The following is a 22351-nucleotide window of genomic DNA, read 5'->3' on the forward strand; positions in this document are numbered from 1 at the left end:
GTGAGGGAGGTGTTTTTATGACAGCAATCAAGGACTGGTCAATTGATCGTAAAAAAGAATATCTGGGTTATGCGCTGATGTTCCTGTGCTATATTCTGGTGGCGCTTTTTGCCCCGCAGCTTGCGGAAGGAGAAAATTATGGGATATGGACGTTGGTACCGCCGCTTTCCATTTTCGCGTTTATCCTTCTCACAAAGAAGATCCTGGAAGGCTTTTTCTGGTCCAGTCTTTTGACCGTATTTATCCGCTACCGATGGGGATTTATGGGCGGTTTTGTAGACGATATGTTTGAAAATGTGACAAATTGGGACAACTGGTGGGTAATCTACCTGTTCCTGCTTGCGGGCTCTATCACATATCTGTTTAAGATCAGCGGCGCGGGAACCTATTTTGCGCGTTGGATCGCAAAAAGGATCAAGAATAAGAAAATCGCGATGTTTGTGACGTCGCTGGTTCTATGGCCTCTGTGTATTGATGACTATATGAGCGCGCTCGTAACCGGAAGTGTGTTCAGCCCGCTGCTGGATACGTATAAGGTTCCAAGAGAAATGACGGCATATATTATCCGGGCATCCGCCGCGCCGACAGCTACATTGCTTCCGATCGGAGCATGGGCGATCTACGTTGGGGCTGTATTGGAAATGTGGGATCTGGATATTATTGCAAATACAAGCGGATACGGCTACTATTTTTCAAAGGTCCTTCCTTTTTTATTTTTCCCGGTTACGGCAATGCTGGTAAGCTGGCTTGTGATCGCAGGGATTCTTCCCAAGTTTGGAAAGATGAAAAGGGCATTTGAGAGAGTGGAGTCCGGCGGATCTCCGGGTCCAGTGAAAGAGACAAAATATGATGAAGAAGGCAATGCGATTGAGGAAGAAAGCGAAGAGGCTCCGGAGCCCAGAAAGAAAGTAAATCTCTCCCATTTCCTGGTGCCGATCTGCGCGATCATCTTTTTCGGATATATTTTCGAGTGGGATATGGCTTACGGGATTACATGGGGAATGCTGATCACCTTTGTTTACTATTGTATTACAGGCGTGTTCAATACAGATGACGCAAAAGACGTCGTGACCGGCGGATTCGGATACATGAGTGAAATGTGCATCATGATGGGATTCGGACTGATCCTCTGCAATGGACTGGATTCACTTGGATTTGTGGATTATGTAGTCGGAGCGGTCAGCGGGCTGGTCACAGCAAAGACGCTTCCGATCATTATCTTCATCGTATTTTCAGCGACAGAAATGCTGGTTACATTTAACTATACACTCTATCTGATCGCAATGCCGATCGTAGTCGCGCTGGCACAGACATGCGGGGCCAATGTGCCTCTGAGCATCGCGGCGCTGGTATCCACAGGTGTATTTGGATATCTGCTGGCGTTCTCTTCGGACGGAGGTATGCTGACCTGCGCATCCTGCGGGAAGATCGATATTTATGAGCAGAATACGACACAATATCCATATATGATCATTGCATGGGTATTGGCAGCAATTGCATATCTGGCCGCGGGATTTATTTTCTAGGAGAAGAGTGGAAAGGAAAAAATGACAACAAAAATTTATTTGAAATATAAGATGGCGCTTTTAAACGAAGAAGAAGCAAAAGAAACAGCAAAAAAAATTGAGAATTTGTCCAATTGATGATATAATACTCAATACAGCAAGGGCACTCCCGCAGATTTTCAGGCCTGCGGGGGTGCTTTTCTTAACAGAAGAGAATGAATGGACCTGAGTGGCGCAGGTCAGGCATTCGGAAACAGAGGGAGAAATGATGGCGGGGAATTATGCACTCTATCAGCAATTGGCGGATTCTTTACGTGATAAAATATATGAAGGAGAGTATTCTTTCGGTGATAAATTACCATCGGAGAGAAGTATGGCGGAGAAATTCGGTATCAGCCATCTGACAGTAAGAAAGGCGTTTACTATCCTGGAGGAGGAGGGGCTTTTGCTGCGTGCCCAGGGAAAGGGAACCTTTGTCCGCACCCCGAAGGCTTCTATTGATATGCAGAGACTGGAAGGATTTTCCGGTTCGATCAGGCAGCCGGGAATTTCCATTGTGAACCGGGTGCTCTACAGCGGCCTGCGTCCTGCAAAATTCAAATACAGCCGGATATTTGACATTCCCCCGGAGGAGGAAGTATTTGAATGTATCCGGCTTCGTCTGAGCGAAGACTGCCCGCTGGCAATCGAGTATAATGTGGCGCCGAAGAGATATTTTCCGGATATCGCGGACTATGATTACAGCATGTACTCACTGCGGGAGGTATATGAAAAAAACGGACTGAATATTGTGGAGGAGCAGCAGATGCTGGAAATCGTCAAGATTTATAATCCGCAGGCGGATCTTTTGAACCTGGAAGACGGGGCAGATGTTTTTATGCTCAGCGCGTTATCTTATGATGCCCGGAAGCGTGTCATCGAATGGACGAAAATTTATGATAATACGAACCGGATTGTATTTTATGCTTCCACGATCTGAGAGTAACGCTTCAGAACGTCAGCAGACAGGTCTTAGGCCTGCCGTTTTGAATACCATCGTATGCAGAAAGGCTGCCAGTGGCAGGCTTTCTGTATCACAAGAAAAGAAGGGCGGATGTCAAGTATGAGCAGGTATACGCAACTCGTAAGTGATGAGTTAAGAGAGTCGATTGAAGAATATATTATACGCAATGATCTCAAGGCGGGAGAAGCTCTGCCCTCTGAGAGGAAGCTGTCCGAGATGCTGCAGGCAAACCGGATGACACTGCGAAGAGCACTGAACCAGATGGTGGGAGAAGGCGTGATCTATTCGATCCCGGGTCAGGGGACGTTTCTCTCACAGCCAAAGTTTTTTGAAAATACGTCCGGGTTTATTTCCTTTACCTCCTCCTGGAATACATCCGGAAAACGGACCTCCAGCAAGGTGCTGAGCTTTTCAGAGGTGGAGGCAAATCTGAAAACATCCCAGATGCTGGGAGTGCCTCTGGGGGCAAAGGTATATGAACTGCGCAGGCTCCGTCTGCTGGAGGATATTCCGGTTTCTATTGAATCCTCCTATATTCAGGTGTCCAGCTGCCCGGGACTGATGCGGTTTGATTTTAACAGGAATCGTTCTCTGTATGAGACGCTGGACAAAGAATACGGCATCCATATCACGAGACAGCAGCAGAATATCCGCGCCACAAAGGTTACAAAGGAAGAGGCGGAAATTTTCTGCTCGGAGCCGGATATCAATGCGTTCTATGTCACCTCCGTGGGGATCTGTGCTGACGGGAAGGCGGTGGAAAGAAGTATCTCGATCACCAGGGCCGACCGGTACGCGATCAGCTATCATACCTCTTCAAACTGAATTGGCATGGCAATGCCGCATCTGTACTACAGGATGAATCCGGCGGCCAAAAAGGCGGCAATGGACAAAACGCAGGCAATGATGACATAGGGCAGCTGGGTCAGGGCATGCTCCATGCTGTCGATGCCGGAGCTCTGGGCGGCGAGAAGCGTTGCATCCGCATAGAAACAGGCGTGGCTGCCAAAGGCCCCGCCGGATATGATGGCAGCCATGATCAGGATCGGGGAGGCCCCGATGGTTGCGCCCAGCGGAAAGACAATGGGGGTAATGATGGAACTCATTCCCCAGTCGGATCCGGTCGTAAAAGCGAGCAGCGCGCCCAGCAGGAATACCATGGCCGGAAAAGCGGCAGGGATCAGAAACGGCTCTGCCCGTTCCACGATATACACAGCCATGCCCATGTCCGATGACACTTCTTTCAGGACGAAGGCGATCACAAGCATGGTCAGGGTCGGCAGCATATCACTGAAACCCAGAAGCAAATCATTCATATACTCATCCATGCTCATGGTCTTTGTGGGGACATATAAGAGAAAGCATACGGCCAGCGCGACGATCACTGCCGTCAGGATATCACCGGTAACTACTGCTAAAAGGATCAGGATTCCCATGGGGATCATAAAATTCCATATATTTCCGCTTCCATCCTCTGAGACAGCCGTGTTATGGTTATATTTCGCGCTGTACTCAGAAAAGACCTGCCCTGTTTTTTCCACTCTTTGATACGCTTTCTTCATTGCCCCCAGTCTGGGCATCCATCCCATTGAAAAAAGAAAAACGATGATCAGCGTGATGATCGGATAAAAGCAAAATGGAATTGCCTTGATATAGGCGCTGATCGGGCTAGCGCAGTTCAATGCCTGGATGCTGTCCTGGCCGTAGAACAGGTTTGCATAAAAAACAGCCCATGTGGAGATGGGGATCAAGACGCATACCGGAGCTCCCGTGGAATCCAGCATATATGCCAGGGTTTCCCGGGGGATCTTTTTGTCATCGCTGATTTTTTTCATACAGGCTCCGATCGACAATACATTCAGATAATCATCTACAAAGATCAGGATCCCCATAAGATAAGTGACCAGCAGGGTTCTCTTCTGGTTTGTACAAAGCCTGGACAGATATTTAGAGAACCCAAAGCTGCCTTTGGAAGCGGTCAATAAAGAAATGAGTCCTCCAAAGAGAAGGCAGACGAGAATGACCCAGATATTGTCCGACATTGTTTTCTGGAGTACGCCGTGCCATCCGGTTAAAAAATGACTTTTATAAGCAAATACGGCAGCGACCAGCGAGCCGGCAGTCATGCACTCCACACATTTTTTTGTTTTTACCGCGCTGACAATGATCAGTATTGTAATAATGATCGCAATAAGCCCCTGTTCCATCCTGATTCCTCCAATTCCTGGAATAATACCCCAATTCGTGAAAAAATACCCCAATTATTTAAAAACAAATACCGCAAAAACCATATAATAAAAAAAGCGATACAGTACACCAAAAGTTATTTTAAATATACCATTTAGAAAAAATATGTCAATAAATATGGATATAAAAATATGATTTTGTCAAAAATAGACAAAAAGTGGGATTTGATTTTGTGAAATATTAAATGAAAAAAGTGTTGACATGCAAAAATGCAACTGGTATGCTAAAAAGCAAATAGGGGGAACAAAAAAGAAAGGATGCAAGCATGGAAAAGTATAATAATTTACGTTCCGACAGAGTCATTGACGCAATTCAGGAGTACATTGATGTGAACGGTCTCAAGGCCTACGAGCCATTACCATCTGAGAGAAAGCTTTCCGAGCTCTGGCAGGTCAGCCGGGGAACCATCCGGGATGCGATCGCGCGGATGTGCAGAGAAGGCACTCTCTATACGGTTCAAGGCAAGGGAAGCTTTGTGTCACCGGAAAAGGAAAAGATTGATATGAAAGATATGATCTCTTTTTCCGGGGCCTTCCGTTCCCAGGGAAAGACTCCGGGAAGCCGCGTGATCAGCCAGACGATTGAACCGGCTGGAAAAGAAGCCGCGGAGGCGCTGCAGATTTCTGAAGGAGACAACGTCCATGTGCTGACAAGGATCCGGGAGGTAGACGGAGAGGAGCTTCTCCTGGAGACCTCGCATATTGCGGAGGCAAAATGCAGGGGACTCGAGAAGTTCCAATTTGAAAAGGCATCTCTATACAATGTTCTGGAGATCCACTATGGGATTTATATGAGCAACCAGGACATTACCGTGCGTCTGTCGAAGGCGACAAAAGAAGAGGCGCGCCATCTGGACATTGAACCAGGCGACCAGGTGTTTGTGGAAAAAGCAATCGCATATTCTGGAGATGAAGTGATGGAATATACAAAGACGATTGTAGATGCCAAAAGAGTTTCCTATACCATCAGTATTGATGATCAGCCGGCAGTGACCGCATAGAATATGCGGACAATTGCATAAGGAAAAAGCTGTTTTTGAAGGATTCTTCAAAAGCTGTGTTTTGTGTACCCTTTTTTAAGCTTTAAAACCAGTTATACAATGAGAAAATCAAGAATAAGAAAGAGAGGATCAGGAAAATGAATTTTTTAACGGATGCATTTGTGAAGGAGTATGAGGAAAAGATGAGAAAGATCGTGGGTCTGCGCCCGCAGGTGGAAAACATCATTGATGAGGTGATGACGCCGGATAAGAAGAATCTGTTTTTAGTCGGAATCGGCGGCACGCTGGCAGTCATGCTTCCATTTGTACATATGTTCAAAAAGATGTCAGACGCGCCGGTATACGCGGAGAACGCGGCGGAGCTTCTGGCTACGGGAAACCGGAATCTTTGCAAAGACTCGGTCGTGTTTTTTATGTCAGATTCAGGAAATACAAAAGAGATCATTGCTGCCATCAAGCTTTGCAGAGAGATCGGCGCGACCACGATCTGCGGGATCGGAAGTGAAAATTCGGCGATCGAGAAGCTGGTAGACCATTCTGTCCTTTACCTCCACAAGGATCCGTTCTCGGCAGACGCGGATTATATCTTACAGTATTTATTTTTTGCGTATTACCTGGAGAAAAGAGGGGAATTTCCGGATTACCAGAAATTTGTCAAGAACCTGGAGCGGCTTCCGGAGGCAATGACAGAAGTGAAGCGTAAGGCAGATGTACAGGGACGCGAATTTGCGAAGAAGTATCACAAAGAGGACTATCATATTTTTACTGCCGGCGGAAATACATGGGGAGAGGTTTACTGCTACGCCATGTGTGTACTGGAGGAAATGCAGTGGATCCGTACAAAATCCGTGACAGCATCCGATTTTTTCCATGGAACACTGGAGCTGGTGGATGAAGACGTACATGTGGTCATCATCAAGGGAGAAGATGAGTCCCGTGCCGTAACAGACCGGATCGAAGCTTTTTGCGGCAGCTATTCGAAAAAGGTAACCGTATATGATACAAAGGATTATGCGCTGGAGGGAATCGATCAGGAGTACAGAAGTATGTTTTCGCCGCTTGTCATCTGCGCGGCGCTGGGGCGTATCAATCCCCATATGGAATATGCGACAGGGCACAGCCTGAGCTTCCGGAGATACTATAAGGTTGTGGAATACTAAAGCCGCGGAATATGAAAAAGCGGAATATGAGGCAGAGAAGGAAAAAGAAGATTTCAGGAAAAGAAAGGAACGGAAAGAAAAATGAAAGTTATTGGATATGGGGATAATGTGGTGGATCGTTATGTCAATAAGAAGATCATGTTTCCGGGGGGAAATGCCGTGAACTTCGCGGTATATGCAAAGGAAAGCGGCTTGGACGCGTCATTGCTTCTGAATTTTGCGGATGACAGGGAAGCGGATCACATCATAGATTCTATGAAAGAGATGGGGATCGGCCTGACCGGATGCCGCAGGGAGTTCGGGGCAACTACGGAACGGTGCGATGTGAACCTGGTAGAAGGGGACCGCGTATTTATTGCGGACGATCTGAGAGAGACGAAAGCGGCGCCTCCGCTTCTGACGGAAAAGGATCTGCGTTATCTGGATACATTTGACCTGGTCCACAGCGGATGCTATGCTGCCGTGGAAAGTGAGATCGCAAAATTAAAAGAGCTCAAAGGGCTCGTAACCTTTGATTTTTCCGTAGAACCGGAATTTAAGGAGGATCCTTACCTGGAACAGATCTGCCCTTACATTGATATGGCGCTGTTTTCCTGCGAAGGAATGGATCAGGAGGAAATCCATGTGCTGCAGAAGAAAGTATATGACATGGGAACAAAATACATTCTGACCACCAAAGGCACGGATGGACAGATCCTGTTTGACGGTGAAACGTACTATACCGGGATCGTAGAGCTGGTAGAGGCTGTGGATACGATGGGTGCCGGGGATTCCTTTTTCACCTCATTCGTATGTACTCTTTTGAAGGAAGGCTGGACCAAAAAGAACCCGCTGACAAATCAGATGATCGATACGGCATTCCATACGGCGGCAAAATTTTCCGCACAGAACTGCCTGAGAGAGGGCGCGTTTGGATATGCCCGTGAAATGGAGGACTGACAGATGAAGATCAACCGTAAATTAGTTGGATACATGATATTTCTGGCCTGCATGGCGGCAGCGGCGCTTTTTGCGCCGGTAGGCGCAGAGGATTACGGCGCATGGTCCATGATGCCTCCGCTGTTTATCTTTTTCTTCATCCTCCTGACCAAAGGGGTGATCGAAGGATTCCTGTGGGCCAGCGTATTAGCCGTGTTTATTAAGTTCAAGTGGGAGCTGCTCACGGTCTGGTGTGAAAAAGTGAAGGAGCAGATTACGAATCCGGATAATGCGTACCTGATCATTGTATTCCTGCTTCTGGGTGTTTTGATCACTGCGTTAAAAATGAGCGGGGCCGCGACCTATTTTGCGAGAAAAGTGGCGACAAAGGCCAGGAGCTCCAAGGCAGCCCTGCTTCTTACCTGGGCCATGAGCTGGCTGCTGTCCGTAGATGACTACCTTTGCGCCTTTGTAACAGGCGCGGCGCTTTCGCCGGTAACAGACCAGTACAGGATCCCGCGGGAGGCAACTGCTTATGTGATCCGCTCCAGCGCTGTTCATACGTCCTCCATAATCCCGATCGGTTCCTGGGTCGTCTTTGGAGCAACTCTTTTGGAGACAAACGGATTTGCGGAGTCGGGCGGAGGCGTTGCCGCATATATGAAATGTATGCCCTTTTTGTTCTACTGTTTTGTGAGCCTGCTTTTCGGATTTTTGTTCTGTATCGGAAAGATGCCTAAGATCGGACTAATGAAAAAAGCCTACGAACGGGTAGAAGCGGGCGGTTCGACCATTCCGCCAAGAGACGGCGGCAGTGAAGATGAGGCGGAGGAAATTGTGGAACCGGGAGAAGGGATCAATCTGGTTTCATTCATTGTTCCGATTGTGTCCATGATCGGGTTGTGTATTTACTTTGACTTTGATATGCAGATTGGACTTACGGCAGCAATTTTTATCACAGGGGTTTTATTTGCGGTGCAGAAGGTATTCACGCCAGACCGTCTGTTCAGTATTTTGGTGGAAGGATTTAACAGTATGATGGAGATGACCTTCCTTCTGGTAGTAGGATTTACCATGTCCAATATGGTATCAGAGCTTGGATTTACCGAGTTTGTTGTTGGGGCAGTGGGAGGGATCCTGAATCCGTCCTTATTGCCGGTGCTGATCTTCGTTCTGTTCAGCGCAACGGAATTTCTGGTTACCTTTAACTGGACATTATATATCATGGTAGCGCCGGCGATCATCGCCCTGGCGGAGGCAACAGGAGCAAACCCGTATATCTGCCTTGCGGCCATGTTCTGCGCGGGTCTGTTTGGAAGCAACTGCAGCTTTGCGTCGGACGCGGGACTCTGCAATGCGGCGGCCACCGGGGTGGATCTTTACAACCATAACATTTCCATGATGCCATACAGCATTGCGGCGTTTGTGATCTCCGCAGTCATGTACCTGGCAGCAGGATTTATATTCTAAATTGAACAGGGAAGAAAACTGACATGGAGAAGCCGCTTTTTAAACTGTGAAACCGGCAGATTTAATCAGCGCTTTTTTTGTACCCAAAAACAGGGAAAAATAAGGAGAAAATGAGATAAATGGATAAAAATACATCAAAAATCTTGATATCTAATCATATTTTCACGGGCATGAAAGACCGGCCGGTATCAGGAGCCGTTGTGATCACGGATCATAAAATCACGGCAGTAACGACAAAGGAAGAAGCACTCAAACTCCGGGGCAAGGACACGATCGTATATGAGCTGGGAGACCAGCTCGTCTGTCCCGGGTTCGTAGACAACCATGTGTTTTTTACCGGATTTGTATGGTCCCATCTTGGGGCCGATCTTTCCGGCGCAGGCTCGAAGAAGGACGCGGCCGAAATTCTGGCGCAGTATGCAAAGCAGCTGCCCAAGGGAAGGAGCGTGTTTGGGCATGGACTCCCGGAAGAGGTTTTGGAAAGCGAAGAGGATATGGACGAGGCGCTGCTCAACTTTGGTGATACGGCGGTGATCGGTTTTGCGGAAAGCCGGGACGGCTGCATGATGAATCAGGCAGCAAGGGAAAAATATGGATTCGATGAGCGCGAAGTATATGCGGAAGTATGCTGGAGGGTCTTTGACGAATATCTGAGAGAGGAGGAATTTATTTTACAGGAATATGAGAAATTCAGCGATCTTCTGGCCAGCCGGGGAGTGACCTCCATCAAAGAGATCGGATTTGACCGATATTCCGGATTTACAAAACTCTTAAGCCGGATGGAAAAGGAAGGGAATCTGAAGCACCGGGTCAACCTGGTTTCACAGCCGGTAGGGTATGACATGGATTATTCCTACGCAAAGGAGTGCCAGGAGCTTTTTACCGGGGACTTCATCCAGTTCATGGGCTATAACGTAATGGTTGACGGGGAGATCGCTTCCAACAATGCGGATGTGATCGATGAATATTGTAATCTGCCCGGAAGCCATGGGGAACAGGAGATTGATTACCAGGCACTGGAAGAAATGACGATCAGGGCGGATGCCCTGGGACTTCGGTGCGCCCTGCACGCAGAAGGAGACGGCGCGGCGCGAAGGACCATTGACATTTTCGAAAAATGCCGCAAGGTCAATGGAGCGCGGGATTCCAGACATATCATCACCGATCTGGAGATGGTGCGGACGGAGGACTTACAGCGGATGGCAGAGCTTGGGATTACTGCGTGCAACTATGTGCAGATCCTGGACTGCCTCGGAGACTATGAGGAATTCTATGGTTATGACTGTGTAGGGGAAAAAGGAATCCGGAACTACTGGCCGTATCAGAGGATGCTTGAAAACGGAGTCCATGCAGTCTGCGGTACGGACCTTCCGCTGACCGTTCCGGACATCCCGTTATCTGCATATCTGACCGTGAACCGGACCTTCCCCGACGGAAGACCGGAAGGCGGCGTGAACAGGGAATGTGCATTGACGGTCGATCAGATCCTGAAGGCCTGGACCAGAGAAGGACAGTACGCAAACTTTAAAGAAGACGTGCTTGGGACACTGGAGCCGGGAAAGTTGGCGGATCTTGCGGTGATCGATCAGAATCTGTTTGAAATGGAACCGGAGGAGTTAAAAGAGGCAAAGGTATCTATGACGATCTGTAACGGAAACATCGTATATCAGAATATGTAGGGCGAGGAGGAGAAAAGAACCATGAAAGTAGCGGCAATCGGCGATAATTGTATTGATCTGTATGAAAAGCTGGACCGTTTTTATGCAACGGGAAATGCGGTGGATTTTGCGGTAAATATGCAGAAGCTTGGAATCGACACGGCTGTGATCAGTACGACAGGAAATGATGAGTACGGAACATTAATGAGAAAGACTCTGGAAGAGCAGGGGATTGATCTGTCACATTTTCAGGTGGCGGAAGGAAAGACCGCGATTTCCTATATGGATCTGAAAGGGCTGGACCGGATCTACCTTGATTATGTGGAAGGTGTCATGGAGCATGTGGTGTTTACAAAGGAGGATATTGATTTTGCGGCCTCCTGTGACCTGGTTCATTCCGCGTTCTGGGGAAACGCGCATATGCATCTGAAAGAAATCCATGACAAGGGAGCAAAGATTTGCTTTGATTACGCGACGGAATACCAGGATCCTATGGTGGAACAGACGATCGCATATGTGGATTATCCGTTCTTTTCCTTTGAGGAACGTACGGAAGAAACCGATCGGTTTTTAAAAGACATGGTAGAAAAAGGGGCCAGGATCGCAGTGGGAACCTTCGGAGACAAGGGCAGTGTGGCGTATGACGGTAAGACGTATTATGAGTGCGGAATACAGGAGGCGGAGCTTGTCAATACCATCGGAGCAGGAGATTCTTATATGGCAGGATTCATGAACGGCATCCTAAAGGGATGGGATATTCCCAAATGCCAGGAGCAGGGGGCAAAGGTGGCGGCAGGCGTTGTGTCGGTATTCGGCCCGTGGGTGGATTGATGGATGCGCCGCACCCTGTTCCGGTTTGTTCTCAGCAGGTACCGCTGGAGCTTAGGGCTGCCGATTGCGATGATATACAGGAGGTAAGAGAGTATGGTAATAGACGTGCATGTACATCCGGGATTTTTGGCTCAGACAGGTGCCTTGACGGAATCGGAATTAAAATTTCGGCAGGATGTGATGGGACTGTACAAAACGGATGAGATTGAGATAGAAGCGTGGAAGAATCTGTGCAGGTGTGCGGAAATCGACCGACTGTTCCTTCTGCCGTTGGATCTGAAAACAACGGAGGGGGGAGGTGTGGGAACCAATGAAGAGGTCGCGGAGCTTGTAAAAGAGAATCCGGACTGGTTCTGTGGATTTGCCAGTGTAGACCCGCACAGGGAGGATGCGCTGGAAGTTCTGGAACGTGCCTTTACCGAGCAGAGGCTTTCCGGATTGAAGCTGCATCCTTCTAAGCAAAGGTTTTATCCGGATGATGAGGCCATGGATCCGATCTATGAGATGTGTGTGAGATATAACAAGCCCATCCTGTTCCATGCCGGAGTATCCATGGAACCTGGAACCCTGACCAAATACGCGCATCCGCTGCGTTTTGAAGAAACAGCATACAGATTTCCGAAGCTTCGGATCTGCCTGGCGCATTTTGGATGGCCCTGGGTAAAGGAGACCTGTATGCTGATGCTGAAATACCGCAACATTTATACGGATACGGCGATGCTGTACTTTGATAACCCGAAAGAATTCTATGCGCAAAGTCTCGGCGTGGATATTGGTCCCCATTGGATTGACAGGAGTCTCAGGCATCAGGTCATGTTCGGCTCTGACGAACCCAGGTTGGAGATGCTCCGTATGATCCGCGCCATTCGGGAGATGGATATACGGGAATCCACGAAGGAGCTGATCTTGGGAGAAAATGCGCTGCGGTTTCTAAATGGAGGTGCTTAAAATGGTAAAAATGGAAGAAATTACATACATTACCCAAGCCTATAATGAGCTGCGCCCGCTCGGAAAAGAAGTCTGCCGGATCACGGAGCGAAGTGGGATCCAAAACGGGATCGTGCATGTGATCACTAAGCATACGACAACCGGGATCACGGTAAATGAATGCTTGGAATGCCTGGAGGATGACATTCTGGGCTGGCTTAGAAAGGTATTTCCGGAGGATGGCTTTTACTATCATGCCAGGTTCCTGGACAGCTATGGCGCCATGGCAGGCAATCCGACCGGGCATCTGAAAGCGATGGTGACCGGGAATCATGCGAGCTTTCCGGTCGTTGAAGGCAAGGTGCTGATGGGATCCGCCCAGGAGGTCTATCTTGCGGAATTTGACGGGCCTCAGGAAAGAACCGTTACCGTGACAGTCATTGGAGAATAGAGAGGAGGACAAATATGTCTGAAAAAATTTTAGAAAGAATTGCGATCAGTAACTTTAACTACAGAAGATGGAGCTTCGGCTATTTCCTGGAATCCGTAAAAAAGCTCGGGCTTAAGAATATCGAACTGTGCGGGTGCCATCCCCATTTTACCAGCTTTGAGGCGGAGGAATTTCCGACGCGGGAGCTGGCAGAGCAGATCAAAGCGGCAGGGATCTCGGTACCGGTCATCATGCCGGAACAGAATTTCCTTCCGATCAATATAGCTGCCGTCAATTCGTTTTTAAGAGAGGAGAGCATCCGTCAGCTCCGGTTTTATATTGAAAATGCAAATGCGTTTGACTGCAGGAAAGTCGTGATCTATCCCGGAAAAGCATTTATGGACCATCCTCATTCACAAGGGTGGATGTATGCAAGGGAATCCGTAAAACAGCTCTGCGAAATTGCGGAGGAATATGGGGTTACCCTTCTGATGTCTCCGGTATCCGCCTTTGTATCGGATCTGATGACAGACTGCAAGACAGCGGAACGGATGCTGAGAGAAGTGGGAGCAGACAATCTGGAGGTTTGTGTAAATTCGAGTATCTTAGGATATGCGGGGGATACTCTGGAGACGTATTTTGAAGCCTTCGGTGATAAGATCGGCCACGTACAGCTTGCGGACGCGGTAGAGGACTGTGATCAGCTTGCCTGGGGCGAAGGGAATGTAAACCTTGCCGGGCAGATTTCGGTATTGGAAAAATATCACTATGAAGGATCGGTTTCGATGGAACTTCTGATGGAAGAATATGCGGAAGATCCGCATGGGGTTCATGCAGGTAGCTTAGAGTATATGAAGTCTCACATGGAGGAGGAACGGTCATGAAGAAAATAAAATTGGAACAGTTTGGCGTAATGAGCGTATTGTATCAGCAGTATAGTTTGGAATACGCAATGGATTCCCTGGCATCCAACGGACTGCGCTATATTGATTTCTGGGGCGGCGCGACGCATTATTGCGCGTTCGATACCCCACTTGCGAAACGGCAGAAACGAGTTTCGGATATCCGCCAGATGATGGAAGACAGAGGGCTGGAGATGTCTGTATTTACGGCAGAACAGATCTGTCTGTATCCCATCAATATTGCATCCTCCAATCCCTATGTACGCAAAAATTCCATGGAGATCGTCAAGAGATATCTGGAGGACACGAAAGAGTTCGGCGCAGGCTATTACTTTATGCAGATGGGATACTGCATGTTCGACGAGGATGCGGACGCGGCGTATCAGCGTTCTATCGAATCCATGCGGGAGCTCTGTGAATATGCGGAAAAAATCGGTGTGAAGATGGTGATGGAACAGCTCCAGAAATATGAATCCAACCTCTGCTATAACACGGCGATGCTGAAAAAAATGATTGAGGACGTGAACTGCCCGTCCCTGACCGCCTGTATTGACTGCGTGGCAGCCACGGCAGCGGGGGAGGATGTAGAATACTTTTATAATATGTTCGGGGATAAACTGCATCACGCACATCTGGCGGACGGCTTCCCCACAGGGCATCTCTGTCCGGGAGACGGTGAGAATCCTTTGAAGGAGTACCTCAGGACATTTGCGGCGCATGATTATCAGAAATCCATTACCATGGAAATCAATAACCAGATGTATTTTGACAATCCGGATGCGGCAGTCGCGAAAGCAGTGGATTGGCTGAGGACGGTTGACTGTGTGGAAATGTAGGAAAATTCTTTGAAATCCAAATCAATCTATGGTAAAATATTTCCAACCGTACAGGCGGAGATGTTTCCGAGGATTGAGGAGATAGGCATGAAGAAACCACGATACATACAGCTGAGCGACGAGATCAGGAATATGATATTGAACAATGAATATCAATATGGGGAGATGTTTCCGCCGGAGAGAGAACTGGAAACGACTTATGAGATGGACAGGAAGACCATCAGAAAAGCATTGAATATCCTGGTAGAAGAGGGATTGCTGACCCGGATCAAAGGGAAGGGAACGTTTGTGAACAGCCCAGATATCAATTACTCCATGCGGAAGATCAGCGGATTCGGAGGGCTTTTGGAACAGCAGGGGATTGAGAGCACCGCAAAGGTCATCTCCGTATCGGAAGAGCAGGCCGGTTACCGGCTGGGAAAGATGATGGAGATCGGCCGGGCGGAGCCTGTATGGAAGATGATACGCCAGCGTTTTGCCAAGGGAGAACCGCTGGCATTGGAGATCACATATGTCAAGCAAGGGATCATTCCTGATTTTGCAAATATCGATTTTGAAGTGTATTCCTTATATGATATGTATACCAAGCACGGACACGTGCCTGCTTTTGTGGAGGAGCGGATTGATGCCGTGGAGGTTTCTGCGGTCGAGGCAAAATATCTGGGAATCCAGGAAGGAGAGTCTGTCTTTTCAGTTTCGGATATTACCAGGGATCAGGACCAGAAGGTTATAGAGTACACCAGGACATATACAAACAGCAGCAGGATCAAGCTGTCAACGCAGCTTTCGTGAGTGTAAGGGCATCTGCAAAAAACGATTGTAGATGTCCTTTCGCTTCTATAGACTCAGGTGATGTGGAAGCTTGTCGGAAAGCATCTTTTTACGTATGGAAGGAAAGGGAATATGGAGAAAAAGGAAAAAGCAATCATTTTTTTTGACATTGACGGAACACTGTGTGAATATGAAGCGGTTCCTACCGGGAAGGTGCGGGAGGCATTTGCAAAGCTGCATGAGAATGGGCATGTCGCGTTTTTGTGTACCGGCCGTGGAAATCCGGATATTCCGAAGGAGATCCATGAGCTGGGATTCGAGGGTGTGATCAGCTGCATGGGGGCGGAAATTCAGATCCGCGGGAAGAAAGTACGCCATGTGGCTCTTTCGGAGGAGGAGCTGCTGGAGAGTGTGAGGGTTCTGCTTGAGCATAAGATCGCGGCGTTGCTCCTGGGCGCGGAGGAAGTGCTTCGGACCGGCTATATGAAGCCGGTGGAGAGGGAAACGGGCGTAATATGGAAAGTAGAAGATCTGTTCCAAAACGGAGTATGCGCGGAGATCGCAAGTATTGATTCGGAATATGCGGACAGGGCGGAATATGAGGACTGCAGGAAGGTGCTGGAAAAGCATTCGGAGGTCATTGAGTACAATGCATATACCTCCCAGACACAGATCCGGGGAGTGGATAAGGCCAATGCGATCCGTGAGGTACTGGATCGTCCGGAATATCAAGGCCTGGTATCCTATGCGATCGGGGACAGCCAGAACGATATCCCGATGTTCCAGGCCGTGGATGCGGGGATTGCAATGGGGCAGGCTGTGGAATCCGTGAAAGAAAAGGCCGCATATGTAACAGGCACTCTGGAGGAAGAAGGGGTATTTCATGGATTAAGGCATTATAAGCTGATCTGACCGTGACGCATGGCTGGTTACAGTTCACGGTCTGCGAACTGTAACCACGGATTTTACGAATGAATGAGGTGGGTTGGATGCTCAAAGAGCATCCAACCGTACAGATGGAAAACTTTTGTTGGATGTCCGGAAGATTTATGTTATGATGGATAAAACAGCAAACCATTATGACATACAGAAGGCAGGCGAGTTAGAATTAGTAAATATGCGAATCTGGTGAATTCCAGACTGGTAGAGAAAATAGAGGATTACATTTATGAAAACCGATTAGGCCCCGGGGACAGGCTGCCCCCGGAGAGGGAATTTTGTGAGCAGCTGTGCGTCAGCCGCGTGACACTGCGGCAGGCGGTAAAAAAGCTGTGCGAGGCAGGAAGGCTGACGAATACCCAGGGAAAGGGCACATATCTTGCGGAAGAGCGGATCGTCAGAAACTTAATGGAAATCGAAGCGGCGCCCCAGGATGCGTACAAGCTGATCGGGATCCAAAAGCAGATTGCGGGCGGAAGTGTAAATATTAAATTGAAATTGCAGCCAAGAAGCGAGGTATATCAGATCAAAAGGATCCGGATGGCGGATCAGGCCAGGATTTCGATCGAAACCTCATACATTCCGGTTTTTTATTTAAAGGCTGTTGATTTTGGACAGCTGGAGGAAAAGACCATGTATTCCTTCTATAATAAGGAGCTGAAAGGCAGCCTGACGAAAAAGGACATCCATATCAGTATCGGAAAGGCGGATTTTGAAGAAAGCGAATGGCTTGGAATCAAAGAAAACGCGCCCGTTGCGGTAGAAAAGCATCTGCTCTATCAGGAGAAGACTCCTGTGGAATATCTGATATCCGTGTCCAGCGTGGATCGGATCCAATACATCGCAGAGCTGACGGCTGAAGAGGGCGGGGAAGAATGATGAATGAACCTTTGTATGTGCGGATCAGCGAGGATATCCGCAGCAAGATCAAGAGCGGGGAGATCCCCTATGGAAGCAGGCTTCCCGCAGAGAGGCAGATGGCGGAAAACTACGGCGTGGACAGAAAGACGCTTCGGAAGGCGATTGCCCTTCTGAGCGAAGAGGGAATCCTGAACTGCATGCAGGGAAAGGGAACGTATATCGCAAAGCCGCAGATCCCGTATCAGGTTGAGATGCTGGACGACTTGGAGCAGATGATCCTGAGCAGCGGGATGGAGCCTTCCACCAGGGTTCTGTATACGGAATCCAGAAAAGCGGGGAGAAAATATGCGGCTCTTCTGGAGGTGGAGGAGGATACCGAGATTTTCCGAATACTTCGGCTGAGATCCGGGAATGGAGAACCGATCGCATTGATGGATTCCTATGTGGTTTCCTCACTGGTGCCGGAGATCGAGACCGTGGATTTTGAAATGCATTCTCTGTATGGCGTGTTAAAGCAGAACGGGATCGAGGTCCGCAGAATCGATGAAAAATTTACTTTTGCGGAGATATCCAACCCGGAAGCGGCGATCTTGAAAATAGAAGAAAACGGAATTGCTTTTGTCACGGATGACAGGACGTATGATCAGTACCAGAGAGCCGTAGAGTATACGAAGAGCGTGATCAATCACCAGAAGCTGTCGATTGATGTAAGCTTTCGACTAAAATGAATAAAACGGCAAAGAGAATTGTTTATAGAATAAAAGATCATGAGAGCGCTGCAAAACAGGAAGACCACCTGTTCTGCAGCGCTTGTTTCTTCTATAAAGAGTGCGGGTGTGCGTCAGGACGCACACCTTTTTAATATAGCTCTGTATTATGCGATGTCCGGATGCTCTCTGCGGAAAACGGCAACCTGCGCCATGAACTCTTTGACACGTTCCGGGTCAATGTGATTATCAAACTTTCCGTCCACCTTAAACGTAGTCCCCACACATGCCCCGTCCGAGGCTTCCAGTTTTTGGATGATATTATGTGCCTTGCAGCCGGTTCCGGAGAACACCGGGACATCCGGTACAGCCCTGCGGATCTCCATGATGGAATTGGAATCTGCTTCTTGCCCGGCATGGAATCCCATGAGGCAGTAAGCGTCCGGCCTTGCGCAGAAAAGTATGGATTTTGCGATGGAGATCACATCTCTTGGCGCCACATACTCATCCGATTCATTGTTTAAAAAGTAAAGAAGCCTGCAGTCATCCAGCCCCAGGGCCTTTTTTCTGCGCAGTACGGCTGCCACATCCGGAACCGTAAAACCGCCGTCCCCGACATAGGCCCCTGTAAACAGGCCGCGGATGAAATTGGCGTCTACGGCTGCGGCAAGGTCCACTGCCGCCATAGGATCGGATTCACAGTCGATGCCAAAAGGCACTCGGATCTCCGGCATCAGCTCACCGATGATACGGGCCATGGCTGCCGGCGCGATAAAGTCCACATGGGTCTGGTAAGGAAGGCTGAATTCATTGGAAAAAAGAATTCCGTCTACACCGCCGTCCTGCAGTGCGTGCAGATCTTTTCTTGCGTCTTCCACTGCTTTTTTCATGCTGTCTCCTTTTTTAAATAAAGGATCTCCGGGAAAAGCATTCAAGTGCAGTAATGCGATCACAGGTTTTTCATAACCAAACATTTTTTTTCTCCATGACATAACAGTTACCTCCTGAAAATGAAATGATGTGAATCAAAAAAGAGAAGTTGACATATAGTTTTAATAATACCATATCAACCAATTCATATTAAAATAATACCATTTATAAGACAAAAAGGCAACCAGTAAATTGAAAAATAATAAAAAAACAAGTATAATCAAGAAATAAGATGTTGTATTCTAAATAATAAATATAAATTGACAACAATAATGTTTAATGGTATTATTAAATAAAATATTGGTGGATATAGAGAGGAGGAGAAATGGGACAATATGTAATGGGAATCGATAACGGCGGAACCAATACAAAATGTGTGATCTTTCATCTCCATGGGGAGGAGATTGCATCTGCGGGAGAGCGGGTTCCGGTATCGGAGCCTCATAAGGGATGGGTAGAAAGAGACATGCAGACCATTTGGGAATGCAATGCCGGACTGATTCGAAAAGTGATCAAAAAGGCCGGAATTTCCGCAAAAGATATCGTGGGAATAGGAATTACAGGATATGGGAACGGAATCTGCCTGGTAGATGCCGACGGCGAACCCGTGTATCCTGCCATCGTGTCCAGTGACAGCAGGGCAGGAGCGCTTTGCCAGAGACTGAGGGAGGAAGGCGTTGAGGGACAGATCTATCCCTTTACATATCAGGAATTCTGGGAGGCGCAGACTGCCGTTCTCATGGTGTGGATGAAAGAAAATAAACCGGATGTATTGGATCAGGCGGCATCGGTTTTTTCCATAAAGGACTATATTCGAATGAAATTAACCGGAAGAAGATGCTATGAACTGACGGAAGCTACCTGCAGCGGCCTTATGGACATCCACAGCAACACATTTGATGAAAGGATTTTTAAGGCATTGGGACTGGAAGCGTATCAATCCCTGATGCCGGAGCATACCGGCATTTTTGAAATTTCCGGGAGGGTAACGAAAGAAGCGGCGGCGGTTACCGGGTTGGTGGAAGGAACTCCGGTGGCAGGCTCCTGCTATGATGTCAATGCGTGTGCGCTGGGGAGCGGGATTCTGGATGATGATACACTGTGTATGGTGGCGGGAACCTGGTCCATCAATGAAGTGCTGACAAAGGAACTGATCGAAGGCGCCAATTCCATTGCAAGATCCTTCCACCCGGATTATTTTATTATGGAAGAATCAAGCCCCACATCCGCAAGCAATTTCGAGTGGTTTGTGGAAAATTTTCTGGAAGCCGGCAGAACTGCTTCGGACAGGGCTGCGATTTATGAAGAGTGCAATCGGGCGGTTGACAGCGTCCGGCCGGAAGACAGTGACGTGATCTTTATTCCCTACTTGTATGCGTCGTCCACCAATCCGGACGCGGAGGCGGCATTTTTCAATCTGAAAAGTGTGAATAAAAGAGAGCATATGCTTCGCGCGGTTTATGAAGGCGTGCTCTTTTCGGCTCTGCTGCATATCAAAAGGCTGAAAGCATGCGGGAGGACTTTTTCCAGAGTTAAATTATCCGGCGGGATCGCAAGGTCAGAGGTGTGGGCCCAAATGGCTGCGGATATGCTGCAGATTCCGGTAGAGGTATCCGAAGCTTTGGAACCGGGCGCGCTGGGCGCTGCCATGTGCGCCGCCATTGCGGCAGGAAAATATAAGGGACTCGAAGAGGCGTCGAAAGCGATGGTGAACATCAGGAAGGTTTACCGGCCGGATGGGGAAAGAAAAGAGATTTACCGTAAAAAGTACGAAAGATTTGAAAGAGCATTGAAGGCATTGGATTTCTTTTATGGCGGGGAGGGGGAGATATGATAAAGATCATTCCCTCTATTGCATCGGCGAATCTGCTGTGCGTAGGGGATGAGATCAAAAAGGCAGAGAAGTACGGCGCCGTCCATCTGGATATTGAGGATGGAAATTTCAGTCCGGATATTACATTTGGGATGGGATTGGTGGAGCAGCTTGCGAAAGTGACATCCTGTGAGATGGATGCGCACTTGATGGTAACAGATCCGCTGAAATATGTAGAACCGCTTATGAAATGCAAAGTCCGGAAGATCGCGATTCATCTGGAATCCACAAAATATCCGTCCCAATGTATTGAGCTGATCCATAGAAGACGTGGAAAAGCAGGGATAGCATTGAATTATAAGACGAGGGCGGATGACGTGATCCCCTATGCGACAATGATTGACTATGTGCTGCTGCAGACAGGGGAAGCTGGGGATCCCAGGCTTGCATTCAAGCCGTATACCTATGCCAAGATCAGGCAGCTGAAAAGGATTTTGGAAGGCACGTCCGCAGAGATCTGGACGGACGGCGGAATCAAAATGGAGATGCTTCAGGAACTGGAGGAGCTGGGGGTAGACGCGGCGATCATGGGAAGGGCGGTATTTTCCGCGGGGGAGGTCTGATGTCAGTATATCCGATTGGAATCTATGAAAAGGCTTTGTATGTGAAGAAACTGGAATGGATGCTTGACAACGCTTCTAGGCTCGGATTTGATCTGTTCGAGATCAGTGTGGACGAGAGTGACATGCGTATGTCCCGTCTGGAGTGGAATAAAGATAAAAGGAACCGGGTGCTTCGGGCGGCTTCTCATGCCGGGATCCGGCTCTTTTCCATCTGCTTCAGCGGGCATCGAAAATATCCGATGGGGAGTGCGGATCCGGAGATTGAAAAAAGGGCAATGGTGATGATGAAGCAGGCGATCGGACTGGCATATGACCTGGGGATTCCCGTGATCCAGATGGCCGGATATGACGTTTTTTATGAACCTCATACGGAGGATACGGCAAAGCGGTTTGACGAAAATTTACAGAAAAGTGTGGATATGGCAGCCGGGGCCGGAATTATGCTGTCTGTTGAAAACGTGGAAAAATATGTGACATCCGTTGAGAAGGCCATGGAGCTGGTCCGCTGGATTGATTCCCCATGGCTGAGCGTATATCCGGATGTTGCCAACCTGTATATGACAGGATGCCGGGTACAGGAGGAACTTCGTAAAGGAAAAGGACATATAACGGCAGTCCATGTAAGGGAAGCGCCGGATGATGTGTATCTTCCATTCGGGCAGGGAAAGCTGGACTTTGACGGGATTTTTCAAGTCCTGAAAGAAATCCGGTTTCATGGCCCACTGGTGGTAGAGCTTTGGAACCAGACGAACCCGGAATATGAAAACGTTCTTACGGAAGCGATTGCTTTTTTAAAAAGAGAGATGGAGAGGGATTGAAG

Annotated in this window: 22 protein-coding genes; 20 read left to right on the forward strand and 2 right to left on the reverse strand. The window is 48.3% G+C overall.

The features are described 5' to 3' along the window. Nucleotides 1-17 precede the first annotated feature (17 nt). From ACTOY7_RS09360 to ACTOY7_RS09370, 3 genes are all read left to right on the forward strand, one after another. The gene (locus ACTOY7_RS09360) at nt 18-1526 is read left to right on the forward strand and encodes a Na+/H+ antiporter NhaC family protein (RefSeq protein WP_160281274.1); all 1509 of its coding nucleotides are present in this window, start codon (nt 18-20) and stop codon (nt 1524-1526) included. Between the two features lie 247 nt (nt 1527-1773). Beyond that, nucleotides 1774-2484: a GntR family transcriptional regulator gene (locus ACTOY7_RS09365; protein WP_300885058.1), complete on the forward strand. Its 711-nt coding sequence runs from the start codon at nt 1774-1776 to the stop codon at nt 2482-2484. Nucleotides 2485-2607: 123 nt separating this feature from the next. Continuing rightward, entirely contained in the window at nt 2608-3333 is a 726-nt protein-coding gene (locus ACTOY7_RS09370) for a GntR family transcriptional regulator (protein ID WP_482670922.1), read from the forward strand. Between the two features lie 26 nt (nt 3334-3359). On the opposite strand, the gene ACTOY7_RS09375 is transcribed toward ACTOY7_RS09370, so the two are convergent. Next, complete coding sequence (locus ACTOY7_RS09375; protein ID WP_300885051.1) at nt 3360-4715, reverse strand: Na+/H+ antiporter NhaC family protein; 1356 nt, start codon at nt 4713-4715, stop codon at nt 3360-3362. A 305-nt stretch (nt 4716-5020) separates the two neighbouring features. Here ACTOY7_RS09375 and ACTOY7_RS09380 point away from each other — a divergent pair, with 305 nt between their 5' ends. The 14 genes from ACTOY7_RS09380 (at nt 5021) to ACTOY7_RS09445 (ending at nt 18186) form a co-directional block, all read left to right on the forward strand. Beyond that, nucleotides 5021-5755, forward strand: coding sequence for a GntR family transcriptional regulator (locus tag ACTOY7_RS09380; protein ID WP_160281278.1), 735 nt, complete (start codon nt 5021-5023; stop codon nt 5753-5755). Between the two features lie 137 nt (nt 5756-5892). After that, nucleotides 5893-6915, forward strand: coding sequence for an SIS domain-containing protein (locus ACTOY7_RS09385; protein WP_160281279.1), 1023 nt, complete (start codon nt 5893-5895; stop codon nt 6913-6915). Nucleotides 6916-6996: 81 nt separating this feature from the next. Beyond that, the gene (locus ACTOY7_RS09390) at nt 6997-7854 is read left to right on the forward strand and encodes a PfkB family carbohydrate kinase (RefSeq protein ID WP_300885050.1); all 858 of its coding nucleotides are present in this window, start codon (nt 6997-6999) and stop codon (nt 7852-7854) included. Nucleotides 7855-7857: 3 nt separating this feature from the next. Next, a complete protein-coding gene (locus ACTOY7_RS09395) occupies nt 7858-9303 on the forward strand; it encodes a Na+/H+ antiporter NhaC family protein (protein ID WP_482670921.1) in 1446 nt (481 codons plus the stop codon). Nucleotides 9304-9422: 119 nt separating this feature from the next. After that, nucleotides 9423-10982, forward strand: a complete 1560-nt coding sequence (locus ACTOY7_RS09400; RefSeq protein WP_300885048.1) for an amidohydrolase — start codon at nt 9423-9425, stop codon at nt 10980-10982. A gap of 21 nt (nt 10983-11003) precedes the next feature. Beyond that, nucleotides 11004-11792, forward strand: a complete 789-nt coding sequence (gene frlD, locus ACTOY7_RS09405; protein WP_300885047.1) for a fructoselysine 6-kinase — start codon at nt 11004-11006, stop codon at nt 11790-11792. A 93-nt stretch (nt 11793-11885) separates the two neighbouring features. After that, on the forward strand, nt 11886-12740 hold the full coding sequence (locus tag ACTOY7_RS09410; RefSeq protein WP_300885046.1) for an amidohydrolase family protein: 855 nt from the start codon (nt 11886-11888) through the stop codon (nt 12738-12740). Between the two features lies 1 nt (nt 12741). Then, the gene (locus tag ACTOY7_RS09415; protein WP_300885045.1) at nt 12742-13170 is read left to right on the forward strand and encodes a secondary thiamine-phosphate synthase enzyme YjbQ; all 429 of its coding nucleotides are present in this window, start codon (nt 12742-12744) and stop codon (nt 13168-13170) included. Nucleotides 13171-13184: 14 nt separating this feature from the next. After that, nucleotides 13185-14033: a sugar phosphate isomerase/epimerase family protein gene (locus ACTOY7_RS09420; protein ID WP_482670920.1), complete on the forward strand. Its 849-nt coding sequence runs from the start codon at nt 13185-13187 to the stop codon at nt 14031-14033. After that, nucleotides 14030-14887 (forward strand): sugar phosphate isomerase/epimerase family protein, encoded by an 858-nt coding sequence (locus tag ACTOY7_RS09425; RefSeq protein WP_300885043.1) that lies wholly within the window; start codon nt 14030-14032, stop codon nt 14885-14887. Before ACTOY7_RS09420 ends, ACTOY7_RS09425 begins: the two co-directional genes overlap by 4 nt. An 87-nt stretch (nt 14888-14974) precedes the next feature. Further along, nucleotides 14975-15679, forward strand: a complete 705-nt coding sequence (locus tag ACTOY7_RS09430) for a GntR family transcriptional regulator (protein WP_300885042.1) — start codon at nt 14975-14977, stop codon at nt 15677-15679. Between the two features lie 111 nt (nt 15680-15790). Then, nucleotides 15791-16570, forward strand: coding sequence for an HAD-IIB family hydrolase (locus tag ACTOY7_RS09435; RefSeq protein ID WP_482670919.1), 780 nt, complete (start codon nt 15791-15793; stop codon nt 16568-16570). 216 nt (nt 16571-16786) lie between these two features. Next, complete coding sequence (locus ACTOY7_RS09440; RefSeq protein ID WP_300885040.1) at nt 16787-17476, forward strand: GntR family transcriptional regulator; 690 nt, start codon at nt 16787-16789, stop codon at nt 17474-17476. Continuing rightward, nucleotides 17473-18186 (forward strand): GntR family transcriptional regulator, encoded by a 714-nt coding sequence (locus tag ACTOY7_RS09445; RefSeq protein WP_160281290.1) that lies wholly within the window; start codon nt 17473-17475, stop codon nt 18184-18186. The genes ACTOY7_RS09440 and ACTOY7_RS09445 overlap by 4 nt, the downstream gene beginning before the upstream one ends. 146 nt (nt 18187-18332) lie before the next feature. On the opposite strand, the gene ACTOY7_RS09450 is transcribed toward ACTOY7_RS09445, so the two are convergent. Then, nucleotides 18333-19157 (reverse strand): BtpA/SgcQ family protein, encoded by an 825-nt coding sequence (locus tag ACTOY7_RS09450; RefSeq protein ID WP_300885038.1) that lies wholly within the window; start codon nt 19155-19157, stop codon nt 18333-18335. A 263-nt stretch (nt 19158-19420) separates the two neighbouring features. Between ACTOY7_RS09450 and ACTOY7_RS09455 the strand changes: the two genes are divergently transcribed. The 3 genes from ACTOY7_RS09455 to ACTOY7_RS09465 are packed head-to-tail and all read left to right on the forward strand — an operon-like array spanning nt 19421 to nt 22349. After that, nucleotides 19421-20929 carry an FGGY-family carbohydrate kinase gene (locus ACTOY7_RS09455; RefSeq protein WP_160281292.1) on the forward strand — a complete coding sequence of 503 codons (1509 nt, stop codon included), beginning with the start codon at nt 19421-19423 and terminating at the stop codon, nt 20927-20929. Further along, on the forward strand, nt 20926-21531 hold the full coding sequence (locus ACTOY7_RS09460; RefSeq protein ID WP_482670918.1) for a ribulose-phosphate 3-epimerase: 606 nt from the start codon (nt 20926-20928) through the stop codon (nt 21529-21531). The genes ACTOY7_RS09455 and ACTOY7_RS09460 overlap by 4 nt, the downstream gene beginning before the upstream one ends. Next, entirely contained in the window at nt 21531-22349 is an 819-nt protein-coding gene (locus tag ACTOY7_RS09465; protein ID WP_482670917.1) for an L-ribulose-5-phosphate 3-epimerase, read from the forward strand. Before ACTOY7_RS09460 ends, ACTOY7_RS09465 begins: the two co-directional genes overlap by 1 nt. Nucleotides 22350-22351 lie beyond the last annotated feature (2 nt).

The organism is Schaedlerella sp. (assembly GCF_056796775.1).

Coding starts and splice junctions, on each gene's coding strand:
- ACTOY7_RS09360 (WP_160281274.1), top strand. CDS start 18: ATGACAGCAATCAAGGACTGGTCAATTGATCGTAAAAAAGAATATCTG.
- ACTOY7_RS09365 (WP_300885058.1), top strand. CDS start 1,774: ATGGCGGGGAATTATGCACTCTATCAGCAATTGGCGGATTCTTTACGT.
- ACTOY7_RS09370 (WP_482670922.1), top strand. CDS start 2,608: ATGAGCAGGTATACGCAACTCGTAAGTGATGAGTTAAGAGAGTCGATT.
- ACTOY7_RS09375 (WP_300885051.1), bottom strand. CDS start 4,715: ATGGAACAGGGGCTTATTGCGATCATTATTACAATACTGATCATTGTC.
- ACTOY7_RS09380 (WP_160281278.1), top strand. CDS start 5,021: ATGGAAAAGTATAATAATTTACGTTCCGACAGAGTCATTGACGCAATT.
- ACTOY7_RS09385 (WP_160281279.1), top strand. CDS start 5,893: ATGAATTTTTTAACGGATGCATTTGTGAAGGAGTATGAGGAAAAGATG.
- ACTOY7_RS09390 (WP_300885050.1), top strand. CDS start 6,997: ATGAAAGTTATTGGATATGGGGATAATGTGGTGGATCGTTATGTCAAT.
- ACTOY7_RS09395 (WP_482670921.1), top strand. CDS start 7,858: ATGAAGATCAACCGTAAATTAGTTGGATACATGATATTTCTGGCCTGC.
- ACTOY7_RS09400 (WP_300885048.1), top strand. CDS start 9,423: ATGGATAAAAATACATCAAAAATCTTGATATCTAATCATATTTTCACG.
- frlD (WP_300885047.1), top strand. CDS start 11,004: ATGAAAGTAGCGGCAATCGGCGATAATTGTATTGATCTGTATGAAAAG.
- ACTOY7_RS09410 (WP_300885046.1), top strand. CDS start 11,886: ATGGTAATAGACGTGCATGTACATCCGGGATTTTTGGCTCAGACAGGT.
- ACTOY7_RS09415 (WP_300885045.1), top strand. CDS start 12,742: ATGGTAAAAATGGAAGAAATTACATACATTACCCAAGCCTATAATGAG.
- ACTOY7_RS09420 (WP_482670920.1), top strand. CDS start 13,185: ATGTCTGAAAAAATTTTAGAAAGAATTGCGATCAGTAACTTTAACTAC.
- ACTOY7_RS09425 (WP_300885043.1), top strand. CDS start 14,030: ATGAAGAAAATAAAATTGGAACAGTTTGGCGTAATGAGCGTATTGTAT.
- ACTOY7_RS09430 (WP_300885042.1), top strand. CDS start 14,975: ATGAAGAAACCACGATACATACAGCTGAGCGACGAGATCAGGAATATG.
- ACTOY7_RS09435 (WP_482670919.1), top strand. CDS start 15,791: ATGGAGAAAAAGGAAAAAGCAATCATTTTTTTTGACATTGACGGAACA.
- ACTOY7_RS09445 (WP_160281290.1), top strand. CDS start 17,473: ATGATGAATGAACCTTTGTATGTGCGGATCAGCGAGGATATCCGCAGC.
- ACTOY7_RS09450 (WP_300885038.1), bottom strand. CDS start 19,157: ATGTCATGGAGAAAAAAAATGTTTGGTTATGAAAAACCTGTGATCGCA.
- ACTOY7_RS09455 (WP_160281292.1), top strand. CDS start 19,421: ATGGGACAATATGTAATGGGAATCGATAACGGCGGAACCAATACAAAA.
- ACTOY7_RS09460 (WP_482670918.1), top strand. CDS start 20,926: ATGATAAAGATCATTCCCTCTATTGCATCGGCGAATCTGCTGTGCGTA.
- ACTOY7_RS09465 (WP_482670917.1), top strand. CDS start 21,531: ATGTCAGTATATCCGATTGGAATCTATGAAAAGGCTTTGTATGTGAAG.